This is a genomic window from Pseudoalteromonas sp. 13-15 (genome assembly GCF_001468205.2).
Lineage (GTDB): Bacteria > Pseudomonadota > Gammaproteobacteria > Enterobacterales > Alteromonadaceae > Pseudoalteromonas > Pseudoalteromonas marina.
The window spans coordinates 3,177,669-3,198,190 of the sequence record NZ_CP019162.1; the positions used below are offsets into that span (position 1 = coordinate 3,177,669).

General features: G+C 40.0%; 15 protein-coding genes. 14 read left to right on the forward strand and 1 reads right to left on the reverse strand.

Annotated elements, in window-relative coordinates; translation table 11 throughout:
* The first annotated feature begins 27 nt into the window (after positions 1 to 27).
* Positions 28 to 2,694 (forward strand): DUF2339 domain-containing protein, encoded by a 2,667-nt coding sequence (locus ATS72_RS14710; protein ID WP_058428422.1) that lies wholly within the window; start codon positions 28 to 30, stop codon positions 2,692 to 2,694.
* A 75-nt stretch (positions 2,695 to 2,769) separates the two neighbouring features.
* On the opposite strand, the gene ATS72_RS14715 is transcribed toward ATS72_RS14710, so the two are convergent.
* Positions 2,770 to 6,210: a PAS domain-containing hybrid sensor histidine kinase/response regulator gene (locus ATS72_RS14715; protein ID WP_058428423.1), complete on the reverse strand. Its 3,441-nt coding sequence runs from the start codon at positions 6,208 to 6,210 to the stop codon at positions 2,770 to 2,772.
* A gap of 412 nt (positions 6,211 to 6,622) precedes the next feature.
* Here ATS72_RS14715 and ATS72_RS14720 point away from each other — a divergent pair, with 412 nt between their 5' ends.
* The 13 genes from ATS72_RS14720 to ATS72_RS14780 all read left to right on the forward strand — a co-directional run bounded on the left by ATS72_RS14720 (position 6,623) and on the right by ATS72_RS14780 (position 20,505).
* On the forward strand, positions 6,623 to 6,886 hold the full coding sequence (locus ATS72_RS14720) for a DUF4212 domain-containing protein (RefSeq protein WP_004586074.1): 264 nt from the start codon (positions 6,623 to 6,625) through the stop codon (positions 6,884 to 6,886).
* A 10-nt stretch (positions 6,887 to 6,896) separates the two neighbouring features.
* Positions 6,897 to 8,621, forward strand: coding sequence for a sodium:solute symporter family protein (locus ATS72_RS14725; protein WP_058428424.1), 1,725 nt, complete (start codon positions 6,897 to 6,899; stop codon positions 8,619 to 8,621).
* 105 nt (positions 8,622 to 8,726) lie between these two features.
* Entirely contained in the window at positions 8,727 to 10,565 is a 1,839-nt protein-coding gene (locus ATS72_RS14730; RefSeq protein WP_010555762.1) for a DUF294 nucleotidyltransferase-like domain-containing protein, read from the forward strand.
* Positions 10,566 to 10,572: 7 nt separating this feature from the next.
* Positions 10,573 to 11,196 carry a 3'-5' exonuclease gene (locus ATS72_RS14735; protein ID WP_010555763.1) on the forward strand — a complete coding sequence of 208 codons (624 nt, stop codon included), beginning with the start codon at positions 10,573 to 10,575 and terminating at the stop codon, positions 11,194 to 11,196.
* A 59-nt stretch (positions 11,197 to 11,255) separates the two neighbouring features.
* The gene (locus tag ATS72_RS14740; RefSeq protein WP_010555764.1) at positions 11,256 to 11,930 is read left to right on the forward strand and encodes a hypothetical protein; all 675 of its coding nucleotides are present in this window, start codon (positions 11,256 to 11,258) and stop codon (positions 11,928 to 11,930) included.
* A gap of 143 nt (positions 11,931 to 12,073) precedes the next feature.
* Positions 12,074 to 12,799, forward strand: a complete 726-nt coding sequence (locus ATS72_RS14745; RefSeq protein ID WP_058428425.1) for an SIMPL domain-containing protein — start codon at positions 12,074 to 12,076, stop codon at positions 12,797 to 12,799.
* Between the two features lie 26 nt (positions 12,800 to 12,825).
* On the forward strand, positions 12,826 to 13,086 hold the full coding sequence (locus tag ATS72_RS14750) for a hypothetical protein (protein WP_008128928.1): 261 nt from the start codon (positions 12,826 to 12,828) through the stop codon (positions 13,084 to 13,086).
* Positions 13,087 to 13,251: 165 nt separating this feature from the next.
* A complete protein-coding gene (epd, locus tag ATS72_RS14755; protein ID WP_006791866.1) occupies positions 13,252 to 14,268 on the forward strand; it encodes an erythrose-4-phosphate dehydrogenase in 1,017 nt (338 codons plus the stop codon).
* Between the two features lie 68 nt (positions 14,269 to 14,336).
* Positions 14,337 to 15,512 (forward strand): phosphoglycerate kinase, encoded by a 1,176-nt coding sequence (locus tag ATS72_RS14760; RefSeq protein ID WP_006791867.1) that lies wholly within the window; start codon positions 14,337 to 14,339, stop codon positions 15,510 to 15,512.
* Between the two features lie 200 nt (positions 15,513 to 15,712).
* A complete protein-coding gene (gene fba, locus ATS72_RS14765; protein WP_006791868.1) occupies positions 15,713 to 16,777 on the forward strand; it encodes a class II fructose-bisphosphate aldolase in 1,065 nt (354 codons plus the stop codon).
* Positions 16,778 to 17,364: 587 nt separating this feature from the next.
* Complete coding sequence (phoB, locus tag ATS72_RS14770) at positions 17,365 to 18,054, forward strand: phosphate regulon transcriptional regulator PhoB (protein ID WP_006791869.1); 690 nt, start codon at positions 17,365 to 17,367, stop codon at positions 18,052 to 18,054.
* Positions 18,055 to 18,114: 60 nt separating this feature from the next.
* Positions 18,115 to 19,446 (forward strand): phosphate regulon sensor histidine kinase PhoR, encoded by a 1,332-nt coding sequence (phoR, locus tag ATS72_RS14775; RefSeq protein ID WP_058428426.1) that lies wholly within the window; start codon positions 18,115 to 18,117, stop codon positions 19,444 to 19,446.
* A 90-nt stretch (positions 19,447 to 19,536) separates the two neighbouring features.
* Complete coding sequence (locus ATS72_RS14780) at positions 19,537 to 20,505, forward strand: PstS family phosphate ABC transporter substrate-binding protein (RefSeq protein WP_006791871.1); 969 nt, start codon at positions 19,537 to 19,539, stop codon at positions 20,503 to 20,505.
* The last annotated feature ends 17 nt before the right edge of the window (positions 20,506 to 20,522 follow it).

The window sequence follows — 20,522 nt, forward strand, 5'->3', positions numbered from 1 at the left end:
TGACATAATAAATAATAAGAGTGTGCCATGGATGATTTTATTGGGTTAATAGTGATAGTCATGCTGATTATTGCAACCGGTGCTTTGTGTGGATTAATTGCATTAATACAAGTAAACGGCCTAAAGCAAGAAATCGCGATTTTAAGGGCTAAAGTAGTCAAACTGCAGGCAAGCCCAAGTGCTGATCATTCTGATACAAAAATTTTTTCATCCTCAAAACACGTTGCGCCTTTAAGTGCACAATCTACTGCTTATAAAGCAGAGCCTACCTCAGTACCAAAAAGTAATTCAGCGCAAAATGAGCCAGTAAATACGGTTGTAACGCCCAACGTTAAATCAACAAAAGCGAACCCCGCTATCCCTTTATTTATTGCCTCCGTGTTTGAAAAACTACGCACCGGGTTTGAACAAAACTGGATGACCTGGATTGGCGCAATAGCGCTTGCTTTTGGCGGCATATTTTTAGCTAAATACAGCTTAGAAGCAGGGCTTTTATCACCCGTAATGAGGCTCAGCTTAGGAGGTTTATTTGGGGTAGGTTTGATCATAGCTGCAAGCTATTTACATTATAAACGTATTATTTTTGAAGGCTTTAATAACTACATACCTGCAGCACTTGCCAGTGGCGGGTTTATAACTTGTTTTGCATTAACGCTTTTAGCTTACAGTAGCTATGAAATGCTTAGCCCCACAACTGCTTTTATAGTGCTAGCTATTATTGCCATAAGTGCGAGCATAATGGCAATAACACTTGGGCCATTGCTAGCGGTGTTAGGCATTATTGGTGCTTACAGCGTGCCTATTTGGGTTAATACCGGTAGTAGCAACGTATTTGCATTATTTATGTATGTTGGCTTTGTTAGTTTATCTGCATCCTTGGTTGCACACAAAGTGCAGCGAGCTTGGCTTTGGTATTTAATGTGGGCAGGGCATATTGGTTGGTATTTAGTTGGTTTTATAATAATGCAGTTAAAAAGTAATACACCTTGGTTACTTGCAACTTTTGCATTACTGAGTATTGTTGGCCTGATTGCTTTGCCGCGTTTGGGTTTTAAATTAAAAAGTATTGAACATCGTCCGCACTCTTTAAAGCGCCTTATAAAAGTATTCCCCGATCACCTTTTACTCCTTGCCTTTATAGTTCCGCTAATTTTTACCATGTCGATAAGCTATTACAATTTAGAATGGCAAACTATCGGTGTATTAAGTATTGGATTGTTATTATTTTTAGCACTTAAAAATAGTCGCTGGGATCTATGGCAAGGGCTATCACTCGTTATTGCTACACTAATGATTATAAGCGCAGAGCAAATGAATTCTTTATCCGCTTTTTTTGATGATGGATTATTTATATTTAAAAGCGAATACGGCTTAGGGTTATTGCTTGGTTTTGGCTTTATGGCGTACGGACTTTATTTTGGTAAAAAACAGGTAAAACGATTAGCGTTTCATATTACTGCGGCATTTAGCGTTTTTGTAATGATAAGTACCTTGTATGTACTCATTCCAAACAATGCGTTAAGCACCGCTTATCCACTTTGGGCTTTTGTATTATGTGTGGTTGCGGCTATTTTAATTAAGTGTGCGCAGCATAATACAACGTTGTTTCAGCGTTTTACTTACTGGGTAGGCGCAAATGCTAATATTACTTTAGCTATAACTATGCTACTTAGCGACAGTGGTTTAACCATTGCATTAGCTATTCAAATACTGTTAATTAGTGTGCTCATAAAGCGTTATGATGTGCCTATGCCGCATTGGCCTATTAAAGCGCTAGTGGCTGCTTTATTACTTCGGTTAACGTTTGCGCCATGGACACCAAGTTACGACGCCCTTACATTATTTGGCTTGCACTGGAGTATTATTGTATATCCGCTGTGTACCGCATTATTTTTTGCCACAGCTAAATGCTATAAAACATCGCAATTAAAAGTGTGGTTAGAAGGGGCCGCGCTTCATTGCTTTGCGCTGTTCATTACAACCGAAACCAGTTACCAGTTAGTGGGGCACTCCCCACAATTTGACGCGCTTAGTTTTTATGAGCAAGTTTTGCTTACCTGTAATTGGCTTGCGCTGGGCTGCGTTTATTTGCATCGTGCACGTATTGCGGGGAGCTTAGCTAAGCTTTATCAAATTGCAGGGAGTTTATTAGCAGGCGGCGCTGGCTTTATGTCACTTAAAACACTACTCGACGATAACCCGTTATTAACCTCTATTTATATTGGTGAGCTCCCAGTACTTAACTGGCTGTTTTTACTTTGGTTAGTACCAGCCAGCTTAACGATTTGGTTATACTCACTTATTAAACCTATAAACGCTAAGATAGCGCCGTTTGTACTTGGTGTTGCAGGTTTACTTGGCTTAATTGCCATTAACAGTTTTATTCGTCAATACTGGCAAGGGGCTTATATTTATCTATCAAAAGGGGCCAGTAACGAAGAGTTGTATAGCTACTCTGTTATTTGGCTAATAATGGGCGCTGGTACGGTTATATTCGGACACCTTAAAAACCAGTTATTTATTCAAAAAATAGGCTTAGGATTACTTGCGGCTGTTATTGTAAAAGTGTTTTTAATTGATATGGCTAATTTAACGGGGCTGTTAAAAGCCCTGTCGTTTATTGGTTTAGGGCTTTCGTTAGTTGGGCTAAGTTGGTTATTTCAAAAGCTTAGAAGCCGCTCAAAAACACTATAAAATATATAGATACTTTATTAAGCAAAGCCCAGTAAACGTACTGGGCTTTTTATTTGCGATTAACTAAGTTACAAATTAAGTGCTGTGATTAAGCAGGGCTTTTAATTTACCCGGCTTAATAGGCTTACTTAAGTAGTGAATATTAGCTGCTTTTGTTTCCTGTTTAAGTTCGGTGTCGCGTACTGCGGTAATTAAAATAGCCGGGATGTCGCTTTGCCATATTTCTCTGAGTGTTTTAATTAAAGTGATGCCATCGCACTCATTGCCTAACTGGTAATCCATTAATATAACATCCGGTGCGCTATGCGCTTTAGCATGCGACATGACGTTTTCGACATTATCAAACAGGGTATAATTTGCTTGCCACTTTTTAAGTAAGCTTGCCATAGCTGCGAGGTTTTCTGGATCGTCGTCTACGGCAATAATGTTTATTGCGGTGCGGTTTTCTATCAGGTTACTCGCTGCACTTTTTTGCTGAACAAACTGGGCGTCACCATAGGGTACGTCAATACTAAAGCGGCTGCCTTTACCGGGTTCTGAGTGCACATCAAGCTCTAAACTCAATAAATCTGCCATACGCTTCACCACGCCAAGGCCAAGCCCTACGCCTTTGTTGTCGCCAGACTCGACGCGATAAAAATCGTTAAATATTTTGGCTTGTTCAACGTCGCTAATACCAGGGCCTGTGTCCCATACTTCAATGCGCAGGCTATGTTTTCGGTTTCTACATGCCACTAACACGCGTCCTTTATCAGTATATTTAACAGCATTAGACACTAAATTTTGAATAATTCGGCGCAGGTAGGTGATATCGCTATGCACGACTTGGCCACCAGAACGCACGGTGAGCTTTAGCCCTTTATCACTTGATAAAATAGCGTACTCACTTTTTAGCGGCGCTAAAATATCTTCAATGTAAAAGTGGCGCGGTGTTGGGGTCATTGCGCCTTGCTCTAGTTTAGCTATTTCAAGTAGGGCCGACATTAAGTGAACAGTCGAATCTAGGCTGTCACCAAGCTTATTAAAGTTATTTGCATTAGTGGCATCAAGTTGTTTTTCATCAATGGCAGCTAGGTATAAACGCGCTGCATTGAGGGGTTGTAAAATATCGTGGCTAGCGAGTGCTAAAAAGCGCGTTTTACTGTCGTTTGCTTGTTCGGCCTCTCGTTTTGCTAAAGTAAGTGCTTCCTCCGTTTGTACTCGGCTGTCTATTTGCGCTTGTAAGTCTTTATTTATGGTTTGTACCTCTTGGGTACGGGCCTCAATACGGTTTTCTAGATCCATGTTCACTTCTTCAAGCGCATTTTGGGTGCTTATGTGAGTTGTGATATCAGAAAAGCTCGTTACAAAGCCGCCATCAGGCAATGGATTACCAATCATCTCAAACACTTGGCCATTACGACGGTGGCGTATAAAGTGATGGGAGCTACCATTTTTTAAATGTTGCACGCGTTTTTCTATTTGGCGTTCTATTTCGCCAGGCCCACATTCACCGCGTTTAGCGTTGTATCTAATAATATCCTCTATGGGTTGGCCAACTTCTAAAAAACCTTCAGGGTAGTTAAACATGGCACTGTAGCGCTTGTTCCATGCCACTAGCTTTAAGTTTTTATCAACAACCGAAATACCATGGCTTAAGTTTTCTAAAGAGGTAAATAATAGGTTTTGGTTAAATTGTAGGGCTTGTGTGGTTTCATCAAAAAAGTTAACCACTTCTTCAAATGCCATGCGTTTGCCCGATGACACCGTATGAATAAGCGCCTGTGCAGATGACGCGCCTAAAACACCAGTTAATGCGCGTTCGCAATAAGCTATAAATTCGGGCTCTGGGTGAGCGTTATTGTCGTTTAAATGGTGGGCAAGTGCGTAATGAGCCAGTACTTGTTGACTGCGTTGGATGCCTAAAAAGGTTTGCAGCAATATTTTAAAGTCGTAAACCGTGGCTTTAACATCTTTATTTAAACGGCGAGACAAAATAGCCTGATCTTTTGGATTTACAAACGCAGCGGCCTGAATTTTATCAATAAGGCGCTCTTCAGCCCCTAAAGAAAAACTAATATAACAACCTATATTTGCAAAGAGTGCGATGAGTGTTCCACGAGTGATGAGTGTTTGTTGTAACTCGCTATTTAAGGTATTACCTGCATCTAAAATGGGTAACATTAAAAACAGCACCCAGCAGGTTATACCAGCTAAAAGACCAGCATAAACGCCATAGGCATGACCTTTTCGCCAATATAAGCCACCAACAATAGAGGGCAATAACTGAGTCACTAACGAAAAGGCAACTAAGCCCATACTAGCCAGTGCGCTGCTATGGCCAAACCATTGTTGATAAAAATAAGCCAATATTAAAATGCCGGCAATGGTAAAGCGCCTTACTAATAAAATTTGTGCCTTATAGCTGGTGGTAATTAGGTTACGTTTAAACTTACGACGCAGTATTAATGGCAGCACTACATCGTTTGAGATCATGGTACTTAGAGTCAGTGTTGCAACCACAATCATGGCAGTTGCAGCCGATAGGCCGCCAATAAATACAAAGGTTGTTAAAAAGGCGTTGTTGTTAATTAGCGGCAGTGCCAGTACAAAGCTGTCTGGCGAATAACCAATACCAATATTTGGGTGAATAGCGGCAGTCGCTATAGGTAAAATCATTGCTGCGGTTAGTAATAAATATAAGGGGAACGCCCAACGAGCGGTATTTAAATGGCGCTTATTTTGGTTGTCGACCACGGTTACATGAAACTGGCGGGGTAAACAAATAATTGCCGCGGCCGCCATAAGGGATTGGCCAATAAAATTAAAACTAAAAAAATTAAAGTGACTCCAGTGTGCCCAAGCAGATTCGGTTAACTGAGCTGATGAGGTTTCTGGTAGGTTGAATAATGTATAAATAGCGAGGCCTGCCACAGCCATTAATGCAAAAAGCTTGATTAAAGATTCGAATGCTACAGCTAGCATTAACCCAGAGCGATACTCGGTGACATCGACTTTGCGGGTACCAAAAAATATTGCAAATAATGCCATGATAAGTGTGGCAGAAAGTGCCAGCATATCACCCGATATTTTATTGCTGTTTTGCAGTAGCAAAAAGCTAGTGCTTAGGGCTTTAAGTTGCAACGCAATGTAAGGAATAGTGGCTAGCAGCGCAATAAGAGTCACCAAAATGGCGGTGGTTTGGCGTTTGCCATAACGGGCGGAAATAAAGTCGGCAATAGTAGTGATGTTTTGTTTTTTACTAACCAAAACCAGTTTGCGTAAAAACCCTTGCCCGAAAAAAAACAATAAGGCCGGACCCAATAAAATAGGTAAATAGCTCCAGCTGCTGGTGGCTGCGGTTCCCACCGAGCCGTAATAGGTCCAAGAGGTACAGTAAATACCAATTGCAAACGAATACACAAAAGGATGATGACTAATACGCTTTGCCAAAGGCGTTGTTTTATCGCCCCAGTTTGCTAGCCAAAACAGTACCCCTATATACCCTAATGCAACAATAATCAGAACGGCAGTCATGGTGTTATTAACCCTTATTATTTTTAAATGACCCTCAACCCAGAGGTTATTACACAATACCAGAACTGAGCTTTGGTGTGGGGGTTGATTTTAAATAGTAAATTAAAGTGAAAAATATATCTTACTGAATAATAACAATAAAAAGTAAAAAGCCTCCGTATTAGACTAATGTCGCATTTGTGAGCTGAGTGGTAAATCAGCAATAAGTATAGCAAGTATAAAAAACGTAACATGCTGATATTAAATAAAAATAACGTTTTCTATTAAATAGGTTAAATGCAGTTTACGTAAACGTTAACTAGGTGTTACGACTATGGTCTCAATTCAATATGTGAGCTGCGTTGCTAAATTGATTAGCGAAGATAAAAAACCACCCATCGCGATACTGCGGTGCTTAAAGGGGAAAATAAAAATGGCTTTTAAAGACGAAGAACAAGCAAAAGCTTATTGGGCTGAAAACATTTCACTACTGTTTAAATTACTAGCAGTGTGGTTTGTGGTCTCATTTGGCTTTGGCATATTACTGGTAGATGTACTGAATGAAGTACGTTTTTTTGGGTTTAAACTTGGCTTCTGGTTCTCCCAGCAAGGCGCGATTTACACCTTTGTGGCTTTGATTTTTGTGTACGTTTTCAAAATGAATACGTTAGATAAAAAATACGGCGTAGACGAATAGGAGCTAAGCAATGGATGTTCAAACACTCACATTTATAATTGTTGGTTTAAGCTTTGCGCTTTATATCGGCATTGCAATTTGGGCCCGTGCGGGTTCAACAAACGAATTTTACGTAGCGGGCGGCGGCGTACCTCCACTAGCTAATGGTATGGCAACTGCAGCTGACTGGATGAGCGCCGCGTCGTTTATTTCAATGGCGGGTATTATTTCGTTCGCAGGGTATGATGGCGGCGTTTACTTAATGGGGTGGACTGGCGGTTACGTATTGCTCGCTATGTGTTTAGCGCCTTACTTACGTAAATTCGGCAAGTTCACAGTACCTGACTTTATTGGCGACCGTTACTACTCGCGCACAGCGCGCTTAGTGGCCATTTTATGTGCCATATTTATTTGTTTTACTTATATTGCAGGGCAAATGCGCGGCGTAGGCGTTGTGTTTTCTCGCTTTTTAGAAGTAGAAATTGAAACCGGTGTTTACATTGGTATGGTGATTGTATTTTTCTATGCGGTTCTTGGCGGCATGAAAGGCATTACCTATACGCAAGTAGCGCAGTATTGTGTACTTGTATTTGCATACTTAGTTCCGGCTATTTTTATCTCAATGATGATGACGGGTCACTTCTTTCCACAAACAGGCTTTGGTGCCACTTTAAGTGACGGCTCAGGTATGTATGTACTTGATAAACTTGACGGGTTAAGCGCAGAGCTGGGTTTTGCACAATACACCGAAGGCTCTAAAAGCATGATTGATGTATTTGCCATTACAGGTGCATTAATGGTCGGTACTGCAGGTTTACCACATGTAATTGTTCGCTTCTTCACTGTACCGCGTGTAAAAGATACGCGTATTTCAGCAGCATGGACGTTAGTATTTATTGCTATTGTTTATACTACCGCACCGGCAGTTGCTTCGTTTGCACGTGTAAACATGATCGATACAATCAATGGTAAAGACGGCAGCGGCACAGCGTACGCAGAAGCACCAGCGTGGATCAAAAACTGGGAACGTACAGGCCTAATCACTTTTAATGATAAAAATGGTGACGGCAAAATGTTCTACACAGCAGGTAAAATAGAAGATCCAAATAGCGCAAACGAAGTAAAAGTAGACCGCGATATTATGGTATTGGCTAATCCTGAGATAGCTAATTTACCTGCATGGGTTGTTGCACTTGTAGCCGCAGGGGGGATTGCTGCAGCACTGTCGACAACAGCGGGTTTACTACTGGTTATTTCGACTTCTGTTTCGCACGATTTACTCAAACGTACTCTGAAACCCGATATTAGTGATAAACAAGAGCTACTGGCCGCTCGATTAGCCGCGATGATTGCCATTGTTATATCTGCTTACTTTGGTATTAATCCACCTGGCTTTGTAGCGTCGGTGGTCGCATTTGCCTTTGGTTTAGCTGCTGCGAGTTTCTTCCCTGCAATTATCATGGGAATATTCTCTAAAACAATGAACAGAGAAGGCGCTATTGCAGGCATGATCACCGGTATTGGCTTTACTGCAGCGTATATCATCTTCTTTAAATTTGTGAGCCCTGAGCTTAACAGCCCAGAGAACTGGTTCTTAGGTATTTCGCCTGAAGGTATAGGTTTAGTCGGTATGGTAATTAACTTTGTTGTTGCTGCCGTAGTACTGAAATTTACTCAATCAACACCTGTTGAAATACAAGAAATGGTAGAAGGTATTCGTAATCCTAAAGGGTCGGCAGAAGCGCACGCGCATTAAGCCAACTTATATGTAAAGTACCAAAAGCCCGACCTTAGTCGGGCTTTTTATTTGTATAAATAATGAGTACATTGGTGCTGTGTATACTTTTTAGTGAGTGTAACAATGAGTGTAGAACAACAAGAAGTAGCCCAATATGTTTACCTTCAAGCGCCGTTCAGCATGCTCGATAACAGTGCTTGCGACTACTTTGTAAACCATCTTGATGTTATTTATTTAACGCGAGAAAACCAAGCGCAGTGGCTACAGAGCGAACATCCAAAGCTTTTTTTAATTCGCTCAGGTCTTTACGATCTAGTTGATGCTAAAGGTGATGTAGTAACTCGTTTGGCACAAGGTGATTATTTTGGTTTTCCCTCGCTTTTAACTGGCGAAGCAATTCAAAATAAATTGGCGGTTCAAAAAGAGGGCATAGTGTATATGCTCAACCAAGAACACTTTGATTTTTTACGCCGAGAGTACAAACCGTTTGAGCAATATTTTGTTAGAGCTCACGCCAATAGATTACTATCATCACATTATAAAAGTAAAAACGACAGTTGGTCAGAGCGCAGAATATCTGAACTCATGACCCGCACAGCCATAACGCTTTCACCCGATGCCAGCATTCGACAAAGCGCTAAAAAAATGAAAGAGCACGGTGTGTCGTCAATTATGGTTATTCAACATGCCCATTTAGTTGGCGTGGTAACAGACCGCGATCTGCGAAATAGGGTGCTTGCCGACGAGGTAGACCCGCAAGAAGCGGTTAGCAGCATAATGACCACAAACCCTAAATTTATATTTGAAAATAACCGCGTGTTTTCTGCGTTGCATTTAATGCTCAAATATAATATCCACCACTTGCCAGTGCTTGATGAAAGCCATAACCCAATAGGCATGCTCACCAGTACTGATCTACTGCGCCAACAAAAAAGTGATCCTGTGCAGCTCATTGGCCGCATTTATAAAGCGCATAACGTGACCGACTTAAAACGTTACGCCAAAGAAGTGCCCGATTTACTAAAGAGCTTCTCTCATAATATTGACGATATTTCACTTATTGGTAAATTACTAAGCGGGTTAACCGATGCATTAACATCGCGCTTGATCAGACTATTTCAAGAAGATCACGGCGCAGCCCCAACCAGTTTTAGTTTTATATGCTTTGGCTCACAAGCGCGCGAAGAGCAAACATTGCATTCAGATCAAGATAACGGCCTACTGCTCCCCAACGATTTAACTCAAGAGCAGCATACTTACTTTAAAAAAATGGGAGAGTTTGTTTGCGAACAACTCGTTGAATGCGGCATTAGGCGATGCCCTGGTAACATAATGGCAAGCAGTGACTTATGCCGCATGAGCGTGAACGATTGGTCTGAACGCTTTTTTAAATGGATAAAAAGCCCAACCCCCGAAGCCATGCTTAATTGTAAAATATTTTTTGATTTACGCTTTATAGAAGGTTCAAATTCGTTATATACCGCATTTTGTGAACAATTAGTGCGCATATCGCGAAACGATTTATTTTATGCAGCCATGGCTACCGACATAAATAATAACAGCGTACCCATAGGTTTATTTAACAAGTTTAAAACGCAAAAAGATGACAACAACCACAAATACATAGATTTGAAAAAACGCGGTGTGGTGATCATTAACGACATAGTGCGCTTATACGCATTAAAAGCGGGAATTAAACGGGCTAACACCCAAGAGCGCCTAGAAGCATTATTAAAGTATAACCTCATCAACAAAGACGATATTTACAACTTAAAAGACTGTTGGCGGTTTTTAACTCAGCTGCGCTTAAGCACACAAATTAATGAAGAGGGGTTACCAAGCAACTGTATTAACCCTAATAAATTAAATTCACTAGAGCGCCATCAGTTAAAAGAAGCGTTTTATTTAGTAAAACAAGCGCAGCAAGGCGCCGCGTTTAAATTTGCACGGGGCAGTTTGTGAGGCTCTCATGGTAAAAATGTTACTTACGCGGTATATAAAGCGCCGTCAATTACTAGCAAAAAATGCATTCTCGCAGCGCTATTTGGTGATTGATTTAGAGCTCACTGGGCTTGACTCAAAACAGCACGAAATAGTGTCGGTTGCATGGGTTGTAATTGATAACCAATGTATAAAAATGAGCGATTCGCAGCATTTTATTAATAAAGACGTAAAAAGCCTTGAACAAAGCCCGGTTTTTCATGGTATTAGTACTGACTCGGTGGCACAAGGGCAAAGCCTACAGAGTATTTTAATGTCTTTAAGCGCTCACTTTAGTGACTGCATTTTAGTATTTCATAATGCTATGCTTGACTGGGGCTTTTTAAAGTTAGCACTAAAAAATGCAGGGGTCACCCAGCGGCCTAAGCTGATCATCGATACCCTACAAATAGAAAAAAAGCGCTTACTGCAACACACAAGCGATATAAAATTAGATGATTTAACCTTAAATGAATGCCGTAATCGCTACGATTTACCAAGCTATCATTGCCATCATGCGCTTACCGATGCACAAGCCACTGCTGAGCTGTTATTGGCCCAATGCCACCAAATAGGCGCCGGTAAAGAGTTAACGTTAAGAGCACTAGTTTAACAAAGCTATTTCACTTACGTATAATTTTGTTAAACTCAATTTTTTTAAAAGGATTTATTATGGTAATTGAAGCCGCCAGTAAGTATTACAACCAGTTAAACAATGACCTCAAAGCAGTCAAAAAGTACATTCACAATAATTTTGGTGTGTTTCTTACTATTCTTTACTTACTGGGTAGTTTATCAGGTGTTGTGTATCTTTACGTTTTACTTAATAACTTTTCGGTTGATGTATTCAACTTTATTGAAATAAGTGACTTTTTACTGGCACTGATTTCAAATCCTTTACTTATTACTATTTATACTACGCTCATCGTTATAACAGCTATTTATTTTAATTGGCGCTCAGGACACATGCCAGATCCTAGTAAAACAACCGTGTTAAAAAAACTTTATTATGGCTTTGGTTACCCGTACTATTTATTAAAACCTAGTTACTCAGTAATGTTATTTTTAGCACTTATAATATCTACATACCCTACTATGTTGGCGTATTTACACAGTAAAGACATAGTAAATGAAAGAACAATGAGTTATCACTTATCATTAAATTATCCAATTGCTCAGAGTAAAGTAACTCAACTTCAAAATGTTCAAATAGTAGCCTCAACAATGGGGAATTTATTTGTTTATGATAATAAACAAGATAAGTTACTTATTATTTCACAAGAAAATATTTCAGCATTGATACCTAACGAAAATAAAGAAAAAACGGTTAGCTCAGAGTCAAAATAATAGCCTCTACATCACCCAAAAATTAGCTGATTTAATGGGGATACTCAGGCACGTAAGCATAAAATATTTAGCTGAAATATTATTAAATGTTACTTATAGGTGTAGGTATATAAGTCATAATTTCACTTTTACAAGGAACGAATATGAAACTTATCATCGCTATTTTTATTGCCTTATTTCCACTTGTTACGTTTGCAAATTCAAGTTTGCCGCCGAATAGACATATTGCTGTCCAGGGGAAGGGTGAGGTATTAGCTAAACCAGATCTAGCCAAAATTTCATTTGAGGTGGTTAGTATGAAAAAAGAATCACTTGATGCAAAACGTGATGTGGATGCTAGGGTTAATTTATTTTTAAACGGTTTAGATAAATATGGGGTCGCAGAGTCGGCAGTATCAGCCTCAAATTTATTAACTACTGCTGATATGCAATATTTAGAAAGTGGTGAAGAAAAACGGGTAGGTTACATTGCTTCGCGTTCACTCAAAGTTACTATTGATGATATTAACAAGATGAATGAAATTGTTGATTTTGCATTGAGTGTAAAAATAAATGAAGTAACTAATATAGAGTTACTGTCTTCAAAAGCCAAAGAGTTGGAAGCTCAGGCTACGCAGAATGCAGTAGAAAATGCGAAAGTTAAAGGTAAAGTACTAGCGAGTTCATTTGGTGCATCTCTTGGAAATATTTATAGTATTAATTCTAATAACAATCGCTCAAATTATGGCTATCATTCAATGTATGTTGAGCGCATTGATGTGACTGGTTCGAAAATGAGTGAGTCTCCTTTTGCAGCGGGGCGTTATTTAGAAATTTCTATAACATTTGAATCATCTATAAACGTGGTGTTTGATTTAGAGATAAAATAACAATTAGGGTATGAGGCATTAGAGAAATGGAATTAAAGTATTTTTATATTGGGTTTGGTGTCATTGCATTACTGAATCTCATTGTTAGCGTTCTTTTAATAAAGCGCGATGATTTAGAGGTTTTTCAAAAAGTGGCGCAAGTCATATTGGTCTGGTTAATTCCGTTGTTTGCTGCGGTTGGTTTGTGGTTGTTTTATCGCTCACAGGATAAGCCCAAAAGCATACCTAAAAGCTTTGGTGGAGGAACTTCCTCTGGTACGAACACACACAATGGAAGCGGGTTATAAGCAAATTTTAACGTGTATACTTTAAGGCTATGTGGGGATTTTCAACGTTAATTTAAAGTTTCTAATCGCTCCCTCTTATAATCAGGCGCAAGGTCGATTACAATACAGGCATCTAAAAGGCACATAGCCTTTATCTGCACGCTAAAAGAGTGGATTTTATATTTCATGGCAATCAAACTTGCAATTAATGGTTTTGGTCGTATTGGTCGAAATATTGTCCGCGCGTTGTACGAGTCAGGTTTGAGCGACGAAATTAAAATTGTTGCCATTAACGAACTGGCTGACCCTGAAGCTATTGCTCATTTATTAAAATACGACACATCCCACGGTCGTTTTTCTTTTCCTGTAAAACTTGGTGAAGACACCATTAGTGTTGCAGGCGATACTATTGCACTTTTTTGTGAAGAAAACCCAGTAGAATTACCTTGGCAAACCCTTGATGTAGATGTGGTACTTGAATGTACTGGTGTTTATCATTCGCGTGAGCATGCACAGTTACACATTACAGCGGGCGCCAAAAAGGTGTTGTTTTCACATCCGGCTGATAACGACGTAGATGCCACAATTGTTTATGGCATAAACGACGATGAGCTTAAAAGCGAGCATACTATTGTATCTAACGGCTCGTGTACCACAAACTGTGTAGTGCCAGTAATAAAAGTATTAGACGATGCCTTTGGTATTGAGTCGGGTGCTATTACCACTATTCATGCATCGATGAACGATCAACAAGTGATTGACGCGTACCATCATGATTTACGCCGTACCCGCGCTGCGAGTCAGTCTATTATTCCGGTAGATACAAAACTTGCCCGCGGTATAGACCGCATATTACCTAAATTTGAAGGTCGCTTTGAGGCCATAGCTGTTCGCGTTCCAACAATTAATGTAACGGCTATGGATTTAAGTGTAACGGTTAATGCCGATGTAGATTTAAAGGCCGTTAATAATGCACTTAAAGCACAAGCAAAAGATAGACTCGAAGGTATTTTAAGCTACACCGAAGAGCCGCTTGTATCAGTTGATTTTAATCACGATCCACATTCTTGTATTATTGATGGCACACAGACACGAGTTAGTCACAAACGGCTGATAAAGTTACTTGTTTGGTGTGATAATGAGTGGGGATTTGCAAATCGTATGCTCGATACCGCGCGTGCGATGGTTGCAGTAACTCAGTAACTTTTTATATTACTATAATAATTTAAACGTATTTTTCAGGTTCAGTATCGTTAACTAAGGAGATATTCATGTCGGTCATAAAAATGGCAGATTTAGATTTAAACGGCAAACGCGTATTAATTCGTGAAGATTTAAATGTACCAGTTAAAGCAGGTAAAGTGACGTCAGATGCGCGTATTCGTGCTGCACTACCTACTATTAAATTAGCTCTTGAGAAAGGCGCTAAAGTAATGGTTATGTCACACCTTGGCCGTCCTACGGAAGGGGAATACAATGAAGAATATTCGCTTGCCCCTGTAGCTGATTACCTAAACGATGCGCTAGCGCAAACAGTACGTCTTGAAAAAGACTACTTAAATGGCGTAGATGTAGCTGATAATGAAGTGGTTGTATTTGAAAACGTCCGCTTTAATAAAGGCGAGAAGAAAAACGATGAAGCGTTATCAAAACAACTTGCAGCTTTATGTGATGTATACGTAATGGATGCCTTTGGTACAGCTCACCGCGCACAAGCGTCTACTCATGGTGTTGGTTTATTTGCTGATGTTGCCTGTGCAGGCCCATTACTATCGGCTGAACTTGAAGCATTAGGAAAAGCACTTGATAATCCTGCTCGCCCATTAGTGGCTATTGTGGGTGGTTCAAAAGTTTCGACTAAACTAACTGTATTAGATTCACTGTCTAAAATTGTTGACCAGCTAGTAACTGGCGGCGGTATTGCTAATACGTTTATTGCAGCTGCAGGCAATCCCGTAGGTAAATCACTTTTTGAAGCTGATTTAATGGATGAAGCAAATCGTTTATGTGCAGCAGCGAAGGCAAACGATGGTGAAATTCCAGTACCTACGGATGTAGTGGTAGGTAATGAGTTTTCAGAGTCAGCAGTTGCTACGCTTAAAGATGTAAGCGAAGTGACTAGCGACGATATGATTTTTGATATTGGCCCAGATACCGCCAGTCAACTTGCTAAAATTATTGCAAATGCAGGCACGGTAGTATGGAATGGTCCTGTAGGTGTATTTGAGTTTGATCAGTTTGGCAACGGCACACGTGCTATTGCTCAAGCAATTGCTAATTCAAACGCATTTTCAATTGCGGGTGGCGGTGATACTTTAGCTGCAATTGATAAATACGGCATAGCCGATAAAGTTTCTTACATTTCTACCGGTGGTGGTGCGTTCTTAGAGTTTTTAGAAGGCAAAAAACTTCCAGCAGTAGAAATGCTAGAGTCACGCGCTAAATAAAGTTATTTAGCCGTGTAAAGTGAGGGGAAACCCTCACTAATCATTAATTATTAAATACCTCTCACCCTAATTTAATAATTAATGTGTACGAAGCTTAACTGCAGAGCAGTGGGTTTCGTGGTGTTATTTAAACGCCAAACTAACATATCCGTTCAAACTAGATAGCAGTGAAATGCTATCGATAAATTGGAGAATACCCAATGGCTTTAATCAGTATGCGACAACTTTTAGATCATGCAGCTGAGCATGGTTACGGCGTACCCGCTTTTAACGTGAATAACCAAGAGCAAATGCGCGCAATTATGGAAGCGGCTGACAAAACAAACAGCCCAGTAATCGTTCAAGGATCAGCAGGCGCTCGTGCTTATGCCGGTGCACCATTTATTCGCCATATGATTTTAGCAGCCGTTGAAGAATGGCCACATATCCCTGTCGTAATGCATCAAGATCACGGCACCTCGCCCGGTGTTTGTCAGCGTTCAATTCAACTTGGTTTTTCATCAGTAATGATGGATGGCTCGTTAATGAGCGATGGTAAAACGCCTTCAAGTTATGAATACAACGTTGAAGTTACTCGCGAAACAGTGGCTATGGCACATGCGTGCGGTGTATCGGTTGAGGGCGAGCTAGGTGTATTAGGTTCACTTGAAACGGGTGAAGCGGGCGAAGAAGACGGTGTAGGCGCAGAAGGTAAATTAACAACTGATCAAATGCTAACTGATCCTGAAGAAGCAGCTGACTTTGTAAATAAAACCCATGTTGATGCGCTTGCGATTGCATGTGGTACATCGCACGGGGCTTACAAATTTACGCGCCCACCAACAGATGATATTTTAGCAATTGATCGCATTAAAGCCATTCACGCACGTATTCCTAACACGCATTTAGTAATGCATGGATCGTCGTCGGTACCACAAGAATGGCTAGAGATCATAAACCAGTACGGTGGCGAAATTCCTGAAACCTACGGTGTACCAGTTGAGCAAATTGTTGAAGGTATTAAGCACGGTGTTCGTAAAGTAAATATTGATACCGATTTACGTTTAGCGTCTACCGGTGCTATTCGTCGTCATATGGCGCTTAATCCATCTAACTTTGATCCACGTAAATACCTAGCAGAAGCTACAAAAGCGATGACAGAGATTTGCGTTGCACGTTACAACTCGTTTGGAACGGCAGGACAGGCTGGTAAAATTAAACCAATTTCTCTTGATGACATGCACCTTAAGTACTTAAGCGGCGAGTTAGCACCACAGATTAAATAATCGATCGATTAAACAGATCAATGTGTAAAGGCCAGTAATATTATTACTGGCTTTTTTATTGCCTGCCAATAGCAGATCATGCAATTACCAACGGTATTAATTGGGATCACTCATTTACTAACACAGGTTGTTTTGGATCATTGCTTTACTAAGTAAACGTAATTTTTAGCTTTATTTAGCATTAAAAATAATCTGATCTTTTTTATTTGTACAAACAATCAACAGCTTAACTTTTTGAGTAGGTAGAGTATTGATCTCAATATTGATCGCCTTAGTAAAAATCTGATCTTTAAAGTGAAGCTTAGTAAAATCCAGATCTATTAAAAGCTAAGTAAATACAAACAAAGGCAGACTTAGTAAAGCAATGATCTGAGTATTCGATCATATTTAAAGTTTAGTTTTTGTAAGTACTAAAAATGTCTTTATTCAATTTTTAAAATATATAAATTTGTGACAGGAGTGAGATTTTTATTATTAATTTGGCTTTTTTTTACCCCGATTTTAATTTACACGTTACACTTTCATAAAAATGTAATACTTAGTCATAATAATGAAAACTTATTCGATAGCTTAAGAGATAAATTGGAATGTCACGTAAAGTACTAGTCGTAGACGACGAAGCGCCTATCAGAGAGATGCTTGTTTTTGTATTAGAGCAAAATGGATTTCAGGCAATTGAAGCTGAAGATTATGATTCTGCTATTGCTGCAATGGTTGAGCCTTACCCTGATATGGTATTGCTTGATTGGATGTTGCCTGGCGGAAGCGGTATTCAAATTGCTAAAAAGTTTAAGCAAAACGAACACACGCGCCAAATACCTATTATTATGCTTACAGCTCGCGGTGAAGAAGAAGACAAAGTACGCGGCTTAGAAGTAGGCGCTGACGACTACGTAACTAAACCGTTTTCGCCAAAAGAATTAATGGCGCGTATTAAAGCGGTTATTCGTCGCGTGTCGCCAACCTCTTTAGAAGAAGCAATTGAAGTGCATGGCTTACGCTTAGATCCTATTTCTCATCGTGTTACTTCTGAAGGAAATGAGCTTGATATGGGCCCTACAGAGTTTAGGCTCCTTCACTTTTTCATGACTCACCCTGAACGGGTTTACAGCCGTGAACAATTGTTAGATCATGTGTGGGGAACCAATGTGTATGTTGAAGACCGTACTGTTGATGTTCATATTCGCCGTTTACGCAAAGCAATTGGCCCGTTAGGACACGATCGTTTGGTTCAAACCGTGCGTGGTGCAGGGTACCGTTTTTCAAGTAAACTATAACCTACTTAAACACCAGCTTAGTTTTATACGTGTATAACTACTCTAAGGTAAAGTGAGTGTATGTATCGAGTTGTTAATAAGCAGGCGTTAATAAAACGTCTGTTTATCTATTTTTTACCCTTACTATTAATTGGTGTGCTAGTTGGCGCACCTTTTTTGCTTTTATTTTTAGGCTCTTTTTCACTTCTTGTTTGGCATTATCATCAATTATACCGTTTAAGCGATTGGCTTTTAAATCAGCGCAGTTTTAACCCCCCTGAAGGCGAAGGTGCATGGGAGCAGGTGTTTGAAGGCATTTACCACCTACAACACCGTAACCGAAAAAAACGAAATGAATTGGCCGATTTAATTAGGCGATTTCGTGATGGGGCCGAAGCGGTACCCGATGCTGTTATTGTGCTTCAAACCGATTTAAGCATTGTGTGGTGCAATCAGCTAGCGCTTAAGGTACTAGGGCTGCAGTGGCCTACCGATCATGGGCAGCGCTTAGATAACTTAATACGCGAACCTAAGTTTGCAAAATATATGCACAAAGGTAATTTTGACGAAGCACTAGAACTTGATAATGGCCATGCTATTGAACAAGTGCTTGAGTTTAGGGTAATGCCCTATGCAACTACGCAGTTAATGGTTGTGGTGCGCGACGTAACCCGTTTAAAGCAGCTTGAACAAATGCGTAAAGATTTTGTTGCCAATGTATCGCATGAGCTGCGTACGCCGCTTACGGTGGTTACAGGCTACCTTGAAATGATGGACAGCGACAACTTACCGCCTCCTGCAATGTGGAATAAAGCACAATCTACCATGCTTGAGCAGTGCAAACGCATGGACAGTTTGGTCAGCCAGTTATTATCCCTTTCCCGAATAGAAGGTTCACGCCGACAAGATAACGATAAAGCAATTAATGTACCTCAGTTACTTGGTTATATTCAAACAGAAGCCCAGTCTATTAATCAAGACAAAGGCCACGAATTACTCTTTGATATAGATAACACACTCGACATAAAAGGCTCTGAAGATGAGCTGCGTAGTGCGTTTTCTAATTTAGTTTTTAACGCTATTCATTACACTAAACCTGGCGGAAAAATACAGGTTAGCTGGCTTCGTAAAAATAATACCGCTTGTTTTACTGTTGTTGATAACGGTGATGGCATTGCTGCAGAACATATTAATCGACTGACTGAGCGGTTTTATCGTGTAGATAAAGCACGAAGCAGAACCACAGGAGGGTCTGGTTTAGGCTTGGCAATTACAAAACATGTGTTAACACGCCACGATAGTAAATTAAATATCGCCAGTGAAGTTGGAAAGGGTTCTTGTTTTTCTTTTTGTTTTTCAATAGATAAGATCGTTGAACCCCAAAATAAACAACAAGTTTTGGTAAAGTCATAAAAGTGTCATTTAAGAGTCATATCATTGTCATGTACTCACTTTAGAGTGGGCAGCAGTTAGAAAATGGGACGAACAAATCGGAGAACCCACATGAAATTTAAAAATTTAGTTGCCGCAATGGGTGTGGCTGTTACAACTTTCGTATCTGCTCAAGCAGTGGCTTTAGATCAAGACATTCCTGAGTATCAAAAAATCAGCGGCGTATCAGGCAACTTTTCATCAGTAGGTTCTGACACTTTAGCTAACATGATGACGTTTTGGGCTGAAGAGTACAAACGTATTTACCCAAATGTAAACATTCAAATTCAAGCGGCAGGTTCTTCTACAGCGCCTCCAGCATTAACCGAAGGTACTGCTAACCTAGGTCCAATGAGCCGTGCAATGAAATCAAAAGAAATCGAAGCGTTTGAAAAACGTTACGGTTACAAGCCAACAGCAGTTCGCGTAGCTATTGATGCACTTGCTGTTTATGTACACAAAGATAACCCAATTGAAGGTCTTCGTATTGACCAAGTTGACGCTATTTTCTCATCAACTCGTAAGTGTGGTGCGTCAGAGCAAGTTAACCGTTGGAGCGATGTAGGCCTTGAAGGTAGCTGGGCAGCACGCGACATTCAATTATACGGACGTAACTCTGTATCAGGTACTTACGGTTACTTTAAGAAAAAAGCACTGTGTAAAGGTGACTTCCGTAATAACGTAAATGAACAGCCGGGTTCTGCATCTGTAGTACAGTCAATTTCGTCTTCACTGAACGCAATTGGTTACTCAGGTATTGGTTACAAAACGTCAGGTGTACGTACTGTTCCATTATCTAAAAAAGGCACTAACTTTGTAGATGCAACACTTGATAACGTTGCGCAAGGTAAATACCCACTTTCTCGCTTTTTATACGTGTACGTTAACAAGCACCCAAATAAAGCCTTGTCTCCGATGGAAGCTGAATTCTTAAAAATGATTCTTTCAAAAGACGGTCAACAAATTGTAGAAAAAGATGGTTATGTTCCTCTTTCTGCAAAGCTAGTTGAAGTAGAGCTTAAAAAGCTAGGTTTAAAATAACAAACCTAAGCAATAAA